12 protein-coding genes are annotated in these 15,317 nt (G+C 72.3%); 6 read left to right on the forward strand and 6 right to left on the reverse strand.

All coding sequences use genetic code 11. From position 1 onward, the window contains the following. Positions 1-48: 48 nt before the first annotated feature. From SMA5143A_RS08215 to rsmH, 3 genes are all read right to left on the reverse strand, one after another. Positions 49-1,830, reverse strand: coding sequence for a peptidoglycan D,D-transpeptidase FtsI family protein (locus SMA5143A_RS08215; RefSeq protein WP_308812030.1), 1,782 nt, complete (start codon positions 1,828-1,830; stop codon positions 49-51). A 188-nt stretch (positions 1,831-2,018) separates the two neighbouring features. Then, the gene (locus tag SMA5143A_RS08220) at positions 2,019-2,585 is read right to left on the reverse strand and encodes a hypothetical protein (protein WP_107462238.1); all 567 of its coding nucleotides are present in this window, start codon (positions 2,583-2,585) and stop codon (positions 2,019-2,021) included. Positions 2,586-2,696: 111 nt separating this feature from the next. Further along, the gene (rsmH, locus tag SMA5143A_RS08225) at positions 2,697-3,653 is read right to left on the reverse strand and encodes a 16S rRNA (cytosine(1402)-N(4))-methyltransferase RsmH (protein ID WP_107462239.1); all 957 of its coding nucleotides are present in this window, start codon (positions 3,651-3,653) and stop codon (positions 2,697-2,699) included. 356 nt (positions 3,654-4,009) lie between these two features. Here rsmH and SMA5143A_RS08230 point away from each other — a divergent pair, with 356 nt between their 5' ends. From SMA5143A_RS08230 to SMA5143A_RS08245, 4 genes are all read left to right on the forward strand, one after another. Further along, positions 4,010-4,618, forward strand: coding sequence for a beta-class carbonic anhydrase (locus SMA5143A_RS08230; RefSeq protein WP_181361783.1), 609 nt, complete (start codon positions 4,010-4,012; stop codon positions 4,616-4,618). 285 nt (positions 4,619-4,903) lie between these two features. Then, the gene (locus SMA5143A_RS08235) at positions 4,904-5,944 is read left to right on the forward strand and encodes an AAA family ATPase (protein WP_107462241.1); all 1,041 of its coding nucleotides are present in this window, start codon (positions 4,904-4,906) and stop codon (positions 5,942-5,944) included. Next, positions 5,941-7,305 (forward strand): DUF58 domain-containing protein, encoded by a 1,365-nt coding sequence (locus SMA5143A_RS08240; protein WP_107462242.1) that lies wholly within the window; start codon positions 5,941-5,943, stop codon positions 7,303-7,305. Before SMA5143A_RS08235 ends, SMA5143A_RS08240 begins: the two co-directional genes overlap by 4 nt. Further along, positions 7,302-9,719: a transglutaminase TgpA family protein gene (locus SMA5143A_RS08245; protein WP_107462243.1), complete on the forward strand. Its 2,418-nt coding sequence runs from the start codon at positions 7,302-7,304 to the stop codon at positions 9,717-9,719. The genes SMA5143A_RS08240 and SMA5143A_RS08245 overlap by 4 nt, the downstream gene beginning before the upstream one ends. A gap of 232 nt (positions 9,720-9,951) precedes the next feature. Here the strand turns inward: SMA5143A_RS08245 and SMA5143A_RS08250 are convergent, their stop codons facing one another. The 3 genes from SMA5143A_RS08250 to SMA5143A_RS08260 form a co-directional block, all read right to left on the reverse strand. Then, the gene (locus SMA5143A_RS08250) at positions 9,952-10,353 is read right to left on the reverse strand and encodes a DUF3040 domain-containing protein (RefSeq protein WP_055716614.1); all 402 of its coding nucleotides are present in this window, start codon (positions 10,351-10,353) and stop codon (positions 9,952-9,954) included. A gap of 277 nt (positions 10,354-10,630) precedes the next feature. Next, on the reverse strand, positions 10,631-11,401 hold the full coding sequence (locus SMA5143A_RS08255; RefSeq protein ID WP_107462244.1) for a methyltransferase domain-containing protein: 771 nt from the start codon (positions 11,399-11,401) through the stop codon (positions 10,631-10,633). 133 nt (positions 11,402-11,534) lie between these two features. Then, a complete protein-coding gene (locus SMA5143A_RS08260; protein WP_107462245.1) occupies positions 11,535-12,074 on the reverse strand; it encodes an SAV_6107 family HEPN domain-containing protein in 540 nt (179 codons plus the stop codon). A gap of 177 nt (positions 12,075-12,251) precedes the next feature. On the opposite strand from SMA5143A_RS08260, the gene SMA5143A_RS08265 reads away from it, so the two are divergent. Then, a complete protein-coding gene (locus tag SMA5143A_RS08265; RefSeq protein WP_107462246.1) occupies positions 12,252-13,253 on the forward strand; it encodes an ATP-binding cassette domain-containing protein in 1,002 nt (333 codons plus the stop codon). Next, positions 13,225-15,309, forward strand: a complete 2,085-nt coding sequence (locus SMA5143A_RS08270; RefSeq protein WP_107462247.1) for a YhgE/Pip domain-containing protein — start codon at positions 13,225-13,227, stop codon at positions 15,307-15,309. Before SMA5143A_RS08265 ends, SMA5143A_RS08270 begins: the two co-directional genes overlap by 29 nt. The last annotated feature ends 8 nt before the right edge of the window (positions 15,310-15,317 follow it).

Genomic DNA, 15,317 nt, shown 5'->3' on the forward strand with positions numbered 1-15,317 from the left:
GGTGGATCAGGGAGGGTCAGGAGGGTCGGGGGTCGCCCGGGCGGCGGGTCACGGCTTGAAGCTGACGGGCAGGTTCGCGGGCCCGGCGCCGGTCGGCGGGACCTGGAGGGTCTTCAGGGCGAACTCCATGACCTCCTTGTAGATGGGCCCGCAGATCTGGCCGCCGAAGTAGTTGCCCTCGGTGGCGTTCTGGATGGCGCAGTACACGGTGATCCGCGGCTTGTCCGCGGGTGCGAAGCCGGCGAACGACGAGGTGTAGCCGCGGTATCTGCCGGTGTCCGGATCCACGCGGTTCGCCGTGCCCGTCTTGCCCGCGACCCGGTAGCCGGGGATGCGTGCCTTGGTGCCGGTGCCCTCCTCGTCGTCCACGACGGACTCCAGCATCCTGGCCAGGGTCTTCGCCGTCCTCTCGCTCACGACCCGGGTCTTCTTCGGCTTCGGGGCGGGGGTGAAGCGGCCGTCGGGCCCCTTGGTGCCCCGGACGAGGGTGGGCGCGACGCGGACGCCTCCGTTGGCGATCGTCGAGTAGACGGAGGTCGCCTGCATGGCGTTTATCGAGACGCCCTGACCGAACGGGATCGTGTACTGCTGCGACGTCGACCAGTCGCCGGGCGCGGCGAGGATGCCCTTGGTCTCGCCGGGGAAGCCGAGCCCGCTGTAGCTGCCGATGCCGAACTTGCGCAGGTAGGAGTAGAGGATCCGGTTGGACTCCCGCTGGTTCCTGCCGAGTTCGCCGGTGGCGAGGATCGTGCCGATGTTGCTGGACTTGGCGAGCACGCCGTTGAGCGTCAGGTACCAGGTCGGGTGGTCGATGTCGTCCTTGAAGAGGCGGTCGCCGCGGTGCAGCCGGTTGGGCACGGTGACATGCGTCTCGGGGGTGGCGACGTTCTCCTCCAGTACGGCGGCCATCGACATGACCTTGGCGGTGGAGCCGGGTTCGTAGGCGTCCTGGAGGGCCGCGTTGCCCAGGGCGTCCGGGTTCGCCCTGGTGAGGTCGTTGGGGTCGAAACTGGGCGAGTTGGCCATGGCGAGGATCTGGCCGGTGCGGGTGTCCTGCACTATCACGTAGCCGCGGTCCGCCTTGGACTTCTTCACCTGCTCGGTGATGGCGCTCTGCGCGGCCCACTGGATGTCGCGGTCGATGGTCAGCTCGATGTCGGAGCCGGCCACGGCGGGGGTCTCGGCGGAGCCCGCGGTGGGCACGAGGCGTCCGCCGGACTGGGCGTAGCGGATCTTGCCGTTCTTGCCGGACAGAGCGCGGTTCAGCTGCTGCTCGATGCCGCCGCCGCCCTTGCCCTCGGCGTTGACCCAGCCCAGTATCCCGGCGGCGAGGTCGCCGTTGGGGTACACGCGTTTGCTGCTGGGCTCCTGGAAGACGCCGGCCAGGACGTTGACGGTGCCCGGGTCGTCCTTGGCCTTCTTGGCGAGCGCGGTCTTGAGGTCGGTGATCTGGTTCCAGACCTGGGGGGTCTGGCGGCGGGCGAGGAGCACGTACCGCGTGTTCTTGGTGCGCAGCTTCCCGGCGATCGTGTCCTGGTCGGCGCCGAGGATCGGCGCGAGGAGCGCGGCCGCCTGCTCGGGGCCGTCACCGATCTTGAGCTGGTCGCGCGTGAACATGGTCGGGTCGGCGGTGATGTCGTTGGCGTCCGCGCTGATCGCCAGGTCGACGCCGTTGCGGTCGGTGATCCCGCCCCGCTCGGCGGCGAGGACCCGGCCGACGTAGCGGTTCCGGTCGGCCTTGGCCGCGTACTCGCCGGCGTCGACGGCCTGCACCTGGAGCAGCCGGACCACGAAGGCGATCATCACCAGGGTCAGGGCGAGGCTCACCATGCGCAGCCGGGGCCGGGGGCTGCCCAGGCGGATGGTGCGCGGGGCCGGCTGCCGGGGGCCCGGCCGGCGCTGGCCCGCGGGCCGGGCGCCGGGGCCGGGGCGGCGCTGCTGGCCGCCCGGACGCACGGGCCGGGCGGGGCCGGGTACGCGGCGGCGGGGCGGCTGCCTGCCTGAATCGACCACTTCCGTCACCTGCCGGGGTTCGTCGAGAGCGGGGTGGACCGTGCGGACGGGCCGGTGGGGGGCGGCAGCGCCGGCGAGTCCGACGGTGAGGGGGGCGGTGCGGGGGCCGACGTGGGGGTCGGCGTCGGCGTGGGGGCCGGGCCGGCGGCGGACGCGGGGGCGAGTGCCTCGGGCGCGAGGACCAGGGGCAGGCTCGCCGGCGTCTGCGCGGCCGCGGGGCTCGGAACGCCCCTGACACGGCCGTCGGGCTCCAGGAAGGCGGGGTCGCCGCCGGGCACCATGCCCAGCTCGCGGGCGCGGCGCTGGAGGGCCTCCGGGGCGGAGTAGGCGTCCACGTCCCGCTGGAGCGCCTGTTCCTCGTCGGTGTAGCTCTTCACGTCGTCCTGGAGGTCGTCGAGCTGGAACGACCCCTCGCTCAGCGCGGAGTTCAGGACGAGGAGGCCGATGAGGCCCCCGCCCAGGAGCACGACGACGAGGAGGACGAACGGGGTGCGGGCGGCCCGGCCGGAGCCGGTCGGCAGGAGCCGCGCGAGCCGGGCGGCCCGGCCCCTCAGTTCGGGTTTCCTGCTCACACACCCTCCCTGCCAGTTCGCTTCTCGGAGTCACTGCCGGCGCCGGCGAGTTCGGTTCTCGGACCCACCACCATCCCCTTCACGCACCGTGTTCCGGCCGCCTCGTCCGCCTCACTCGACGTCCTCCCGGATGCGCTCCGCCCCGCGCAGCCGTGCGGGGGCGGCCCGCCGGTTCTCGGCGACCTCTTCCTCGGTGGGAAGTTCGGCACCACGGGTCAGGAGCTTGAGCCGGGGCTGGTAGCGCTCGGGGACGACGGGCAGCCCGGGGGGCGCGGTGGTGGCGGCGCCCGCCGCGAACACCTGCTTGACGAGGCGGTCTTCGAGCGAGTGGTACGAGAGCACGGCGACCCGGCCGCCGACCGCGAGGGCCTTGACGGCGGCGGGGATCGCCCGCTCCAGCACGGTGAGTTCGCCGTTGACCTCGATGCGCAGCGCCTGGAAGGTGCGCTTGGCGGGGTTGCCCCCGGTGCGCTTGGCGGCCTGCGGCAGGGCGTCGCGGATCAGTTCGACCAGGCGCGCGCTGTTGCTGAAGGGCTCCTTGTCGCGCTCGCGCACGATCGCGGAGACGATCCGCTTGGCCTGCTTCTCCTCGCCGTACGCCCGCAGGATCCGGACGAGTTCGCCGGCCGGGTAGGTGTTGAGGACCTCGGCGGCGCTGATACCGGTCGTCTGGTCCATGCGCATGTCGAGCGGGGCGTCCTGGGCGTAGGCGAACCCGCGGTCGGCCTCGTCGAGTTGCATGGAGGAGACGCCGAGGTCGAAGAGGACGCCCTGGACGTGCGGGATGCCCAGGCGGGCGAGCACGTCGGGGAGTTCGTCGTAGACGGCGTGCACCAGGGTGGCGCGGTCGCCGTAGGGGGCGAGCCGTTCCCCGGAGAGGCGCAGCGCCTCCTTGTCCCGGTCGAGGGCGACGAGCCGGGCCTCGGGGAACCGGGTGAGGAGCGCCTCGCTGTGGCCGCCGAGCCCGAGGGTGCAGTCGACCACGACGGCACCGGGCTCCGTGAGGGCCGGGGCCAGCATGTCCAGGCACCGCTGGAGCATGACGGGAACGTGTCGGCTCTCGGTCAAGGGGCCCTCTCAAGTCCGGCGGGCCCGTACGCACCGCCGGGTCCCCGCCCGCTCAGGAAGGGGAGGTCGGCTGGCGCCGGAAGTGCCGGCCGACCGGGAGCGGGAGGAGGCCGAGCCGTACGTACGCGCCGCGCACGCGGGGAGATGCCGGGCAGTGACCGGATCTCTCGGTGATGTCAGTCGAGCAGGGGGTCCTCGCCTCCCGCTCCGCGTCACTTTAGTCCACGGCCCCTCGCGGTCAATCAACCGGCCTGCGCGTCGCGACACCGCTCTCGGAGCGAAGCCCGGAAAGCCGAGAAATCACTCGGAGTGGTGCAATCCCGCCACCCCTGTGGGTTACCTCACAACAACCCTCAATGACGTTCTTTGTCCCCTCTCACAGAGCGCCATCGGCACCCGTGACCAGTACCGTCATGCCTATGACGACCTCCGCATCAGTTCCCACCGAATCCGAAGGCGCCATAAACGGCGACACCGTCACCGACCGGCTGGTCGAGGCCAACGGGCGGTACGCCGCCGCGTTCGCCGACCCCGGCATGGACGCCCGCCCCGTCCTGCGTGTCGCCGTCGTGGCCTGCATGGACGCCCGCCTCGACCTGCACGCCGCGCTCGGCCTCGAACTGGGTGACTGCCACACCATCCGCAACGCGGGCGGTGTGGTCACCGACGACGTGATCCGCTCCCTCACCATCAGCCAGCGCAAGCTGGGCACCCGCAGCATCGTGCTGATCCACCACACCGGCTGCGGTCTGGAGGCCCTCACCGAGGACTTCCGCACCGAGCTGGAGGCGGAGGTCGGCCAGCGCCCGGCCTGGGCCGTGGAGTCCTTCCGGGACGTCGACCAGGACGTACGGCAGTCCATGCAGCGGGTGCGGACCAACCCGTTCCTGCTGCACACCGACGACGTGCGCGGTTTCGTCTTCGACGTGAAGACGGGCCGGCTGCGGGAGGTCGACGCCGTCTGAGCGGCGTCGAACCGGCCCCTCGCACCGGCCCCCACCCCACCCCCGGACGGTCTTCCGCTGCCGTGGGTTTCTGTCAATCTCCTGGCATCTTGGCGTGCGAAACGGTACAGACCTGACAAATCACCGACCGTTATCCACAGGCGAGTGACACGAAACGGTAACGGCAGCAAGAATGCAAGTGTGGCAACACGCGGAACTGTTCGCGCGTGGTGCCCGTGTTTCGGGGTGGGCCGGTCCGCATCGCAGAGCGTCGGCCCGGAGAAAGAACGGGCCGAGGAGGGCCGGGTGACGACCTATGACGATCGAGCGAGCCTCACTGATCTGACCAGCACTGTGGAGCGAGTCCGCAGTTCGGTCGAGGCGGTGATCGAGGGCAAGCCTGAGGTCGTACGGCTTTCGCTGACAGTGCTGCTCGCCGAGGGACATCTTCTGATCGAGGATGTCCCCGGCGTCGGCAAGACCATGCTGGCCAAGGCACTGGCACGGTCCATCGACTGTTCGGTACGGCGTATCCAGTTCACGCCGGACCTGCTGCCGTCGGACATCACGGGTGTGTCCATCTGGGACCAGCAGCGCAAGGAGTTCGAGTTCAAACCGGGCGCGATCTTCTCGCAGATCGTGATCGGCGACGAGATCAACCGCGCGTCACCGAAGACGCAGTCCGCGCTGCTGGAGTCCCTGGAGGAACGCCAGGTCACGATCGACGGACACACGTACGAGCTGCCCCACCCCTTCATGGTGGTGGCCACGCAGAACCCCGTCGAGATGGAGGGCACCTACCCGCTCCCCGAGGCCCAGCGGGACCGCTTCATGGCCCGGGTCTCCGTCGGCTACCCCAGCCCGGAGGCCGAGCTCCAGATGCTCGACGTCCACGGCGGCGTCTCGCCCCTGGAGGACATGCAGCCGGTGGCCCACGCCCATGACATCGTGAAGCTGATCGAGGCCGTCCGCGGCGTGCACGTCGCGGAAACGGTCCGGCGCTACGCTGTGGACCTGGTCGGCGCCACCCGCACCCATCCCGACCTCAGACTCGGCGCCTCGCCGCGCGCCACGCTGCATCTGCTGCGCGCCGCGAAGGCGACCGCCGCCCTGAGCGGCCGGGAGTACGCGCTGCCGGACGACATCCAGTCCCTGGCGGTGGCGGTCCTCGCGCACCGGCTGCTGCCCACCGCCCAGGCCCAGCTCAACCGCCGGACGCCCGAGCAGGTCGTCCAGGAGATCCTGCAGCGCACCCCCGTGCCGCAGGCCGCGCCACCGCAGGGCGGCTTCGGCTCGGCCCGCCCGGCGCCGGCGTATCCGCAGCAGCCGCCGCGGAGGCTTGGATGACCACCGCGGGGCCCGCGCCCGCCCCGGAGCAGGACAAGAGCGGGCTGCGCACGGCTCTCGCCGGGCTCACCACACGCGGGCGCTCCTTCCTCGCCGCCGGGGTCGCGGCCGCGATATGCGCGTACGTCCTCGGGCAGAGCGATCTGCTCCGGGTCGGGCTGCTGCTCGCCGTACTGCCGCTGGTCTGCGCGACCGTGCTGTACCGCACCCGCTACCGGGTCGCGGGCAGCCGCCGCCTCTCCCCCGCGCGGGTGCCGGCGGGCAGCGAGGCCCGGGTCCATCTGCGGATGGACAACGTCTCGCGGCTGCCCACGGGGCTGCTGATGCTCCAGGACCGGGTGCCGTACGTGCTCGGTCCGCGTCCCCGGTTCGTCCTGGACCGCGTCGAGGCGGGCGGCCGGCGCGAGGTGTCGTACCGCGTCCGCTCCGATCTGCGCGGCCGCTACCCCCTGGGCCCGCTCCAGCTGCGGCTGACCGATCCCTTCGGGATGTGCGAGCTGACCCGGTCCTTCTCGACGTTCGACACCCTGACGGTGATCCCGCGCGTGGAGGCGCTGCCGCCGGTGCGGCTGAGCGGTGAGGCGAAGGGGTACGGCGACGGCCGGCAGCGCTCGCTGGCGCTGGCCGGCGAGGACGACGTGATCCCCCGCGGTTACCGCCGCGGCGACGACCTGCGCCGGGTGCACTGGCGCTCCACCGCCCGCTACGGCGAGCTGATGGTGCGCCGCGAGGAGCAGCCGCAGCGCGCCCGCTGCACCGTCCTGCTGGACACCCGGGCCGTGGCCTATCTGGGCGCGGGCCCCGACTCGGCCTTCGAGTGGGCCGTCTCGGGCGCCGCCTCCATGCTGGTGCACATGCTGGAACGGGGCTATTCCGTGAGGCTGTTGACGGACACCGGCAGTTCGGTGCCGGGCGAGGGGGCCGACGGGTTCGCGGGCTCCAGCCAGGAGTCCGCCGACGCGGCCGGCCTGATGATGGACACCCTCGCGGTGATCGACCATTCCGACGGCATGAGCCTGTCCTCCGCGTACGACGTGCTGCGCGGCGGGAACGAGGGGCTGCTGGTCGCCTTCCTCGGCGACCTCGACGAGGAGCAGGCGGGGCTGATCGGCAGGATGCGCCGGCGCAGCGGCGGGGCGATCGCGTTCCTGCTGGACAGTGAGACATGGACCCGCGAGTCGGGCGACGTGCCCGCCGCGGGCGGCGAGAGCGCGGGCGAGGAGTCGCTGCGCCTGCTGCACGAGGCGGGCTGGACGGCGCTGGGCGTGCCGCGAGGTGCCTCGCTGACGGACCTGTGGCGCCAGGCGGACCGGCAGCGAGCCGGTCTGGTGTCCGGGCTCGGGACGGAGGGACGGTCATGAGCGGTCGGGCGAGGCTGGCGCTGTGCGCCTGGGCCGCCACGATCATGACGGCGTGCACCCTGCTGCCGCTGGTGGACCCGGAGACCTGGATCTTCCAGGCGGCCGTGATGCTGGCCGTGCAGAGCGGCGTGGGAGCGCTCGCCCGGCGGGTGCCGCTGGCCCGGGCGCTGACGGTGGCCGCGCAGGCCCTGGTCGTGCTGGCGATGCTGACGCTGGTCTTCGCCCGGCAGCAGGCCGTCGCCGGGCTGTTCCCGGGCCCGGAGGCGTTCCAGCACTTCGGTTCGCTGCTGCGGAGCGGTGCCGACGACGTCGGCCGGTACGCCATCCCGGCGCCGATGACGGACGGCATCCAGCTGATGGTGATCGGCGGTGTCCTGGTCATCGGCCTCATGGTCGACGCGCTCGCGGTGACGTTCCGCAGCGCGGCCCCGGCCGGTCTGCCGCTGCTGGCGCTCTACTCGGTGGCGGCGGGGCTGTCGGACGGCGCCGCGTGGCTGTTCTTCCTGATCGCCTCCGTGGGCTATCTGATGCTGCTGCTGGCCGAGAGCCGCGACCGGCTCTCGCAGTGGGGCCGGGTCTTCGGCGGCGCCGCGCGCCCTCCCGGCATGGAGAGCGGTGGCGCCGTCGCCCCGGTGCGCACCGGGCGGCGGATCGGCGCGGTCGCGCTGGGCATCGCCCTGGTGGTGCCGCTGGGGCTGCCCGCCCTCGACGGCGGACTGCTGGGTGGCGCGGGCGGCGGGATCGGCGCGGGCTCCGGGGGCGGCGGCACGATCTCCGCGGTGAACCCGCTGGTCCAGCTGAGCGAGAGCCTGAACGTCGACCAGGACCGCCAGGTCCTGTCGTACCGCACGAACACCGACAACATGCAGGAGATGTATCTGCGGATCGTCTCCCTGGACGACTTCGACGGCACCTCCTGGAAGCCCACCGAGCGGTCCATCACCGGCGTCCCGGACGACTTCGGCACACCGAACGGCCTGGGTCCCGACGTCAAGCGGAACGAGATCGAGACCCGGATAGCGGCGGCGAAGGACTACGCGCAGAACTGGCTGCCGATGCCGTATCCGGTGACGTCGGTGGACATCGACGGCGACTGGCGGTACGAGCCGGTGGGCCGCACCCTCGTCGGTGACCACGGTCAGGACACCAAGGGCGCGCAGTACACGGTCAAGAGCCTGATCGTGCGGCCGACCGCCAAGCAGCTGGCCGCGGCGCCGGAACCGCCGCCGGCGCTGAAGCGGGAGTACACCGAGGTGCCTCCGTCGCTGCCGCCGGTGGTGGCGCGGACCGCCCGGGAGATCACGGCGGGCTCGGCGAACGACTACGAGCGGGCCGTGAAGCTCCAGGACTGGTTCGCGTTCAGCGGCGAGTTCACCTACGACACCGAGGTGCAGAGCGGCACCGGCTCGCGGGCGATCGCCCGGTTCCTCCAGGAGAAGGAGGGCTTCTGCGTCCACTTCTCGTTCGCGATGGCCTCCATGGCCCGCACGCTGGGCATTCCGGCCCGGGTCGCGGTGGGCTTCACACCCGGCACGCCGGAGGCGAACGGTTCGATGTCGGTGGGCCTGCGGGACGCGCACGCCTGGCCGGAGCTGTACTTCGAGGGTGTGGGCTGGACCCGCTTCGAGCCGACCCCGAACCGGGGCACGACCCCCGAGTACACCCAGCCCGAGTCCTCCGGTGACAACGGCCTGCCCGATGTGCCGCGACCTTCGGCGTCGTCGTCCTCGGAGCCGTCCGCGCAGCCCTCGGAGAGCGAGAGCTGCACGGCGCAGCAGGTGCGTCTGGAGGGCGGCTGCTCGTCCGAGTCGGCGGCGGCCCTGCCGGGTTCCGACGACGAGGAGCGCGGGTTCTGGGGGCTGGTGTTCTTCTCCCCCTGGACGCTGCTGATCGTCCCCGGCGCGCTCGCGCTGCTCGCCCTCCCCCTGCTGCCGATGCTGTGGCGGATGCGGACGCGGTCGGTGCGGCTGGGCGCGCACGGGCGGACGCCCGACGAGGCGGCGGCTCACGCGCTGGGGGTCTGGCAGGAGGTGACCGACACGGCGTGGGACTACGGGATCGCGCCGGACGAGTCGCAGACGCCTCGCAAGGCCGCCGCGCGGATCGTGCGGCTGGGGCGGCTCGAACCGCGGGCCGAGGCGGCGGTGCACCGGCTGGCGGCGGCCGTGGAGCAGGTGCTCTACGCTCCGCAGCCGCAGGTGCCGGCGGGGCTCGCCCAGGACGCGCACGAGGTGGCGGCCGGGCTGCGGGCCCAGGTCGGCCGTCGGCCCCAGCTGCGGGCGCTTTTGCTGCCCCGTTCCACCGTCCGCGTGATCTGGGCGGTTTCGGCCCGCTGGTCGGCTCTCACGACCGAACTGGCGGCCCGTCGCCCGACCCTGCGCCGGCCGTCGGCCCCGACCGGCCAGAACAACTGAGGGCCTGGTCCCCAGGTCCGTACGACTCTGCCCCCACCGGGTTCGCCGGGTGGGGGCAGAGTCATGTCGGGGCCGGGGTAGAGGTCCGGGCCGGGGCGCGTGGGACGGCGGACGGAGGCGCGGGGCGCCCGGCCCGCTGTTCGATTCCAGGCATGCGTGAAGGGTGACCGCCCTCCGGCGGTCACCCTTCATCTGTCTTCAGGTCTGGCGTGGAGTCCGGCAACCCGGGGGCTCAGTGGCCGCCCTGTTCGTCGCGGCGGCGCTGCCAGCGCTGTTCGATTCGATCCATCATGGAGCGGCGCTGTCGTGTCTGACGACGGGCACCGGCGGAGCCTGTGGGACCGGTGGGCTGCTCACCCGGCTTGGGGGCCTTGCGCCAACCGGTCACGGCGAGCACGGCGCAGCCCAGCATGACGAGGAATCCCACCACGCTGACCCAGATCTGCTGTGCGACCATTCCGGCCATGAGGAGCGCGATACCCACCAGAAAGCCCGCGACCGCCTGGTAGACCCGCCGCCGGGTGTACGTACGCAGCCCGCTTCCCTCAAGCGCTGACGCGAACTTGGGATCTTCGGCGTACAGCGCTCGCTCCATCTGCTCGAGCATGCGCTGCTCGTGCTCTGAGAGCGGCACGGAGTCCTCCTCATCGTGCGGTCGCCGGAGCGACCCGGGGGGTCCTCTTCAGGATAGGCAGGGAATCGCCCCCTTGAAACCCGCCCCTCTACGCCAATTCGCCAACCGGAACCCGCCATGGCACCCCGACTCGCTGAGGTGTGGATTCCCCAGCGAACGGCCCGTCATGCCGGACGGTCTCCCTCGATCATACGGCTCCGAGCGCCCGATCGGGGGGCCTGTGGCGTACTCCATCCGCCGCCGCGCCCCTGATCAGGGGGCACGGCACAGGAGGAGCTCAGGCCTCGGCGTTCCCCCGGGTCTCTCCGAGCACATGCAGTTGCGTGGCCACGGAGTGGAACGCGGGCAGTTCCGCGGCGGCGGCCTCCAGCTTGAGGAGGGCGTCCAGGGCACCCGGCTCGGTGTCGACCAGGACCCCGGGGACGAGGTCGGCGAAGACCCGGACGCCGTGGACGGCGGTCACCGCGAGACCGGCGTTCTCGACGAGCGCGGTGAGCTGCTCGGCGGTAAAACGGTGGGGTACGGGATCACCCTCGCCCCAGCGTCCGTTCGGGTCGTCGAGTGCCTGCCTGGCCTCCTTGAAGTGGCCGGCGAGGGCCCGCGCGAGTACCGCGCCGCCCAGTCCGGCGGCGAGCAGGCTGAGGACGCCGTCGGGGCGCAGCGCGGCGACCGCGTTGCCGATGCCCTCGGCGGGGTCGTCGACGTACTCCAGGACGCCGTGGCACAGCACGGCGTCGTAGCCGCCGCGCTCGACGACGTCGAAGAGGCCGTGGGCGTCGCCCTGGACTCCCTGCACCCGGTCGGCGACACCGGCCTCGGCGGCCCGGCGCTCCAGCGCGAACAGCGCGTTGGGGCTGGGGTCGACGACGGTGACGCGGTGACCGAGGCGGGCCGCGGGCACGGCGAACTTGCCGCTGCCGCCCCCGGTGTCGAGCACGTCGAGCGACTCCCGCCCGGTGGCCTTCACTCGGCGCTCGAGGGCGTCCTGGAGAACGTCCCAGACCACGGCGGTACGGAGGGAGGCGCGGGGGCGCGACGGGTCCGACACGGCAGTTGACTCCTCGGCGCGGCACCGCCTGGTGTGCGGCGGAGCGGTGGGCTTGCTGGTTCCGTCGGCGGCCGGGGCCGTGACGGAGGTAACGGGTGCCCCCAACCCTAATGGGCGGCGCCGGGACGGTCGGTCAGCCCGCGTCGGGGACGCCTCCCCCTCCGTCCTGCCGGGGCTGGGGCAGGACCGGCTGGAGCACCAACATCCGCTCGACCAGGCGCAGGAACATCGCCACGTCGCGCATCAGGTCGTCGGCTTCCCGCGCGCTCGCCGCGCCCCGTATGCCCGCCTCGGCCCGCGCCCGGCGGGCGGCGCCGGAGGCGAACAGCGCGCTCCACTCGGTGAGTTCGGGTGCGATCTCGGGGAGCACTTCCCAGGCGCTCCGGATCTTCGCCCGCCGTTTCGAGGTGGGCTCGGGGCGGCCCCGTGCGGCGAGCACGGCGGCGGCGGTGCGCAGGGCGGCCAGATGGGCCGTCGCGTACCGCTCGTTGGCGGCTTGGAGGGCGGACGCCTCGTCGAGGCCGGCGCGGGCCTGGGCGAGGAGGTCGAGGGCGGCGGGCGGGGCCGTCGCCCGGCGCAGCACGGGGTGGACGTCGCTCGCCGGGCCGGTCAGTGAGGGGGCAGGGCCGCCGACACGGCGCCGACTGCCGGCTGCTGCGTGGTACGTGGCCATGACGAACCTCCTGTCGTCTATGTGACGGCACGCTCTGACACGAGGTGCCGTATGTGCCCATCGTGAGGTATGCCACTGACAATCCGTTCTGACCTGGGCTTTTGCTTCGATCGACAGTTCGCGGTAACTTTTGCACTGACCAGTCAGTTCAAAAAGGCATGAGGGGGTCCGGAGCACATGGACGAGCCGCCTACGACAGCCGCGGCGCCCACCGGGGAGGGCGGCGGCACCGCCGTCGGCGCCGAGGGCTTCGGGATGGAGGGCCCGCGCGGGTGGGTGTTCCGAGAGGTGGGGTTCCACGCCGAGCCCGGTTCATTGATCGCGATCGAAGGTCCTTCGGGGTCGGGCAGGACCTGTCTGCTGCTCGCCCTCACCGGGCGCATGAAACCGAGCGAGGGGCACGCCACGGTGGGCGCCCTGCGGCTGCCGAAGCAGATGGCCGCCGTCCGCCGGATCAGCGCCCTCGCCCATGTCCCGGGCGTCACGGACCTCGACCCGGCGCTCACCGTCGGCGAGCACCTGCGGGAACGCGCGCTGCTGCAGCGGCGGTTCGACGGCTCGCTGCGCGGACTGCTCCGGCCCCGCCGAGAGCGCGTGGCGGAGGCCGAGGGCCGGATCGACGCCGCGCTGGCCGCCGCCGGGCTCGACCGGGCGTCGCTGCCCAAGGGCGAGCGGACCGCCGTGCGGGACCTGGACCGGGTGGAGGCGCTGCGGCTCTCGCTCGCCCTGGCCCTCATCGGCCGGCCCCGCCTGCTCGGCGTCGACGACACCGACCTGAAGCTCTCCGAGGCCGAACGGGCCGAGACCTGGGCCCTGTTGCGGTCCCTCACCGAGGCCGGGACCACGGTCGTCGCGGTGTGCAGCGAGGCCCCGGAGGGCGCGCTCGTCGTGTCCACGGCGAAGAGAAACGAGACCGGGACGGACACGGGGGCGGGGACCGAGGCCGCGACCACGACCGGGGCAGGCAGCCGAGGCAAGACCGAGGACAAGGCCGAGCCCCGGACCGGAACCGAAGCCGAAGCCGAAGCCGCGGCCGACATCAAGGCCGACACCGAGACCGGGGCCGAGCCCGACATCGACACCGGGGCCGGGCCCCACACCAGGACCGCCTCCCGGGCCGACCGCGGTGACGACGACAAGGAGATGGGCGATGCGATCGCCGAAACTCGCCTCGCTTGAGCTCAGGCGGTTCGGGCGGGGGAAGCTCCCGCGCGCCGCGCTGGCCTCGCTCATGCTGCTGCCGCTGCTGTACGGCGCCCTGTACCTGTGGTCCTTCTGGGACCCGTACGGCCGGCTGGACCGCATCCCGGTGGCGCTGGTGAACGACGACAAGGGGGCGTCGGTCGGCAAGCAGAAGCTCAGGGCCGGCGACGACATCGCCGAGGGCCTGCGGGACAGCGACACCTTCGAGTGGCACGAGGTGAGCGCCGATCAGGCCCGCGAGGGCGTCGAGGACGGCACGTACTACCTGTCGCTGACCATGCCGTCGGACTTCAGCCGGCGCATCGCGTCCAGCTCCGGTGACGCGCCGGAGACGGGCGCCCTCCAGGTCCGTACGAACGACGCGAACAACTACATCGTCGGGCAGATCTCCCGAACCGTGTTCTCCGAGGTGCGCACGGCGGCGTCGACGAAGACGTCACGGTCGTTCCTGGACCGGATCTTCATCTCCTTCTCCGACATCCACGAGAAGACCCAGAAGGCCGCGGACGGCGCCGACGACCTCAAGGGCGGCATCGACAAGGCGGAGAAGGGCTCCAAGGACCTCGCCGACGGGCTGAAGGCCGCCAAGGACGGCAGCGGCAAACTGTCGGGCGGCCTCTCCGACCTGGACCAGGGCGCGGGTGACCTCCAGGACGGTGCCCAGCAGGTCGCGAACGGCACCCAGAGCCTCGCCGACAAGGTCAACAAGTCCGCCGACCAGGTCCGGCCCTTCCTCGACGAGAACAGCGACACGATCACCGACACCGCGACCCTGGTCGCCGACTCCGCGGCGACGATCCGCAACCACCTCTCGGCGTTCGTGACCACGGCCCCGGCCGCCGCGACCGGCACCCGGACCGCCTCCGAGACCCTCGACGACGTCTACAAGCGGCGCTGCGAGGACGCGGTGCTGCCGGACGCGGCCTGCGCGGACCTGAAGAAGGCGAAGGAGGCGGCCGCGGAGGCGGCCCGGCTCGCCGAGGACGTCAACACCGTGGTGAAGAACTACGACGGTGACCTGAAGGCCTTCAAGAAGGATCTGACGACCCTGGAGCGGCAGGCCCGCGCCCTGGCGAAGGCCGCGCCGAACCTGTCCGGGGACCTCGACGACGCCGTCACCAAGGTGAACGCGCTCAACAAGGGCGCCACGAAGGTCGCCAAGGGCGCCAAGACGCTGCACACCGGCCTGGGCACCGCCAAGACGGGCGCCGAGGACCTCGACACCGGCGTCGGCGACCTGAAGACCGGCGCGAACGACCTCAAGGGCGGCATGTACAAGCTGGCCGACGGCTCCGGCAAGCTCGCGGGCGGGCTGCACGACGGCGCCGACCGGATCCCGGACTACGACGAGAAGGACCGCGACCGGCGCACCGAGGTGATGGCCGACCCGGTCCGACTGGCCAGCAAGGACCTCCACAAGGCGCCCAACTACGGCACCGGGTTCGCCCCGTACTTCATCCCGCTGTCGCTGTGGGTGGGCGCGATGGTGGCGTACATGCTGATCCCGCCGCTCAACCGGCGTGCCCTCGCGGCGGGTTCCCCGGCCTGGCGGGTCGCGCTGGCGGGCTGGCTCCCCGTGGCCGCCCTCGGTGTGCTGCAGACGGTCGCGCTCATGGCGGTGCTGCACTGGGCGGTGGGCCTGCAGATGGCGCGGGCGGCCGGGACGGTGGGCTTCCTGTTCCTGGTGACGGCGTGCTTCGCGGCGATCGTGCAGTGGCTCAACGCACGCTTCGGGGCCGCGGGCCGGATCCTCGTCCTCGCCTTCCTGATGCTCCAGTTGACGTCCGCGGGCGGCACGTACCCCGTGCAGACCAGCCCGGACTTCTTCAACGCGGTCCACCCGTTCCTGCCGATGAGCCACGTCGTGGACGCCCTGCGGCGGCTGATCACCGGCGGCGGTCTGGGCCCGGTCTGGCAGGCCTGCGCCGTGCTGCTGGCGTTCACCGCGGGCGCGCTCGCCCTGACCGCCGTGTCGGCCCGCCGCAAGCAGGTGTGGACCCTCGACCGACTGCACCCGGAGTTGACTCTGTGACCGCGCAC

The sequence above is a fragment of the Streptomyces sp. MA5143a genome (assembly GCF_900290235.1).
In the GTDB taxonomy this organism is placed as follows: domain Bacteria; phylum Actinomycetota; class Actinomycetes; order Streptomycetales; family Streptomycetaceae; genus Streptomyces.

Bases quoted from the DNA above. Each gene is read 5' to 3' on its own strand.
- SMA5143A_RS08240 (WP_107462242.1), top strand. From the start codon at position 5,941: ATGACCACCGCGGGGCCCGCGCCCGCCCCGGAGCAGGACAAGAGCGGG.
- SMA5143A_RS08215 (WP_308812030.1), bottom strand. From the start codon at position 1,830: ATGGTGAGCCTCGCCCTGACCCTGGTGATGATCGCCTTCGTGGTCCGG.
- SMA5143A_RS08270 (WP_107462247.1), top strand. From the start codon at position 13,225: ATGCGATCGCCGAAACTCGCCTCGCTTGAGCTCAGGCGGTTCGGGCGG.
- SMA5143A_RS08265 (WP_107462246.1), top strand. From the start codon at position 12,252: ATGGACGAGCCGCCTACGACAGCCGCGGCGCCCACCGGGGAGGGCGGC.
- SMA5143A_RS08260 (WP_107462245.1), bottom strand. From the start codon at position 12,074: ATGGCCACGTACCACGCAGCAGCCGGCAGTCGGCGCCGTGTCGGCGGC.
- SMA5143A_RS08245 (WP_107462243.1), top strand. From the start codon at position 7,302: ATGAGCGGTCGGGCGAGGCTGGCGCTGTGCGCCTGGGCCGCCACGATC.
- SMA5143A_RS08230 (WP_181361783.1), top strand. From the start codon at position 4,010: ATGACGTTCTTTGTCCCCTCTCACAGAGCGCCATCGGCACCCGTGACC.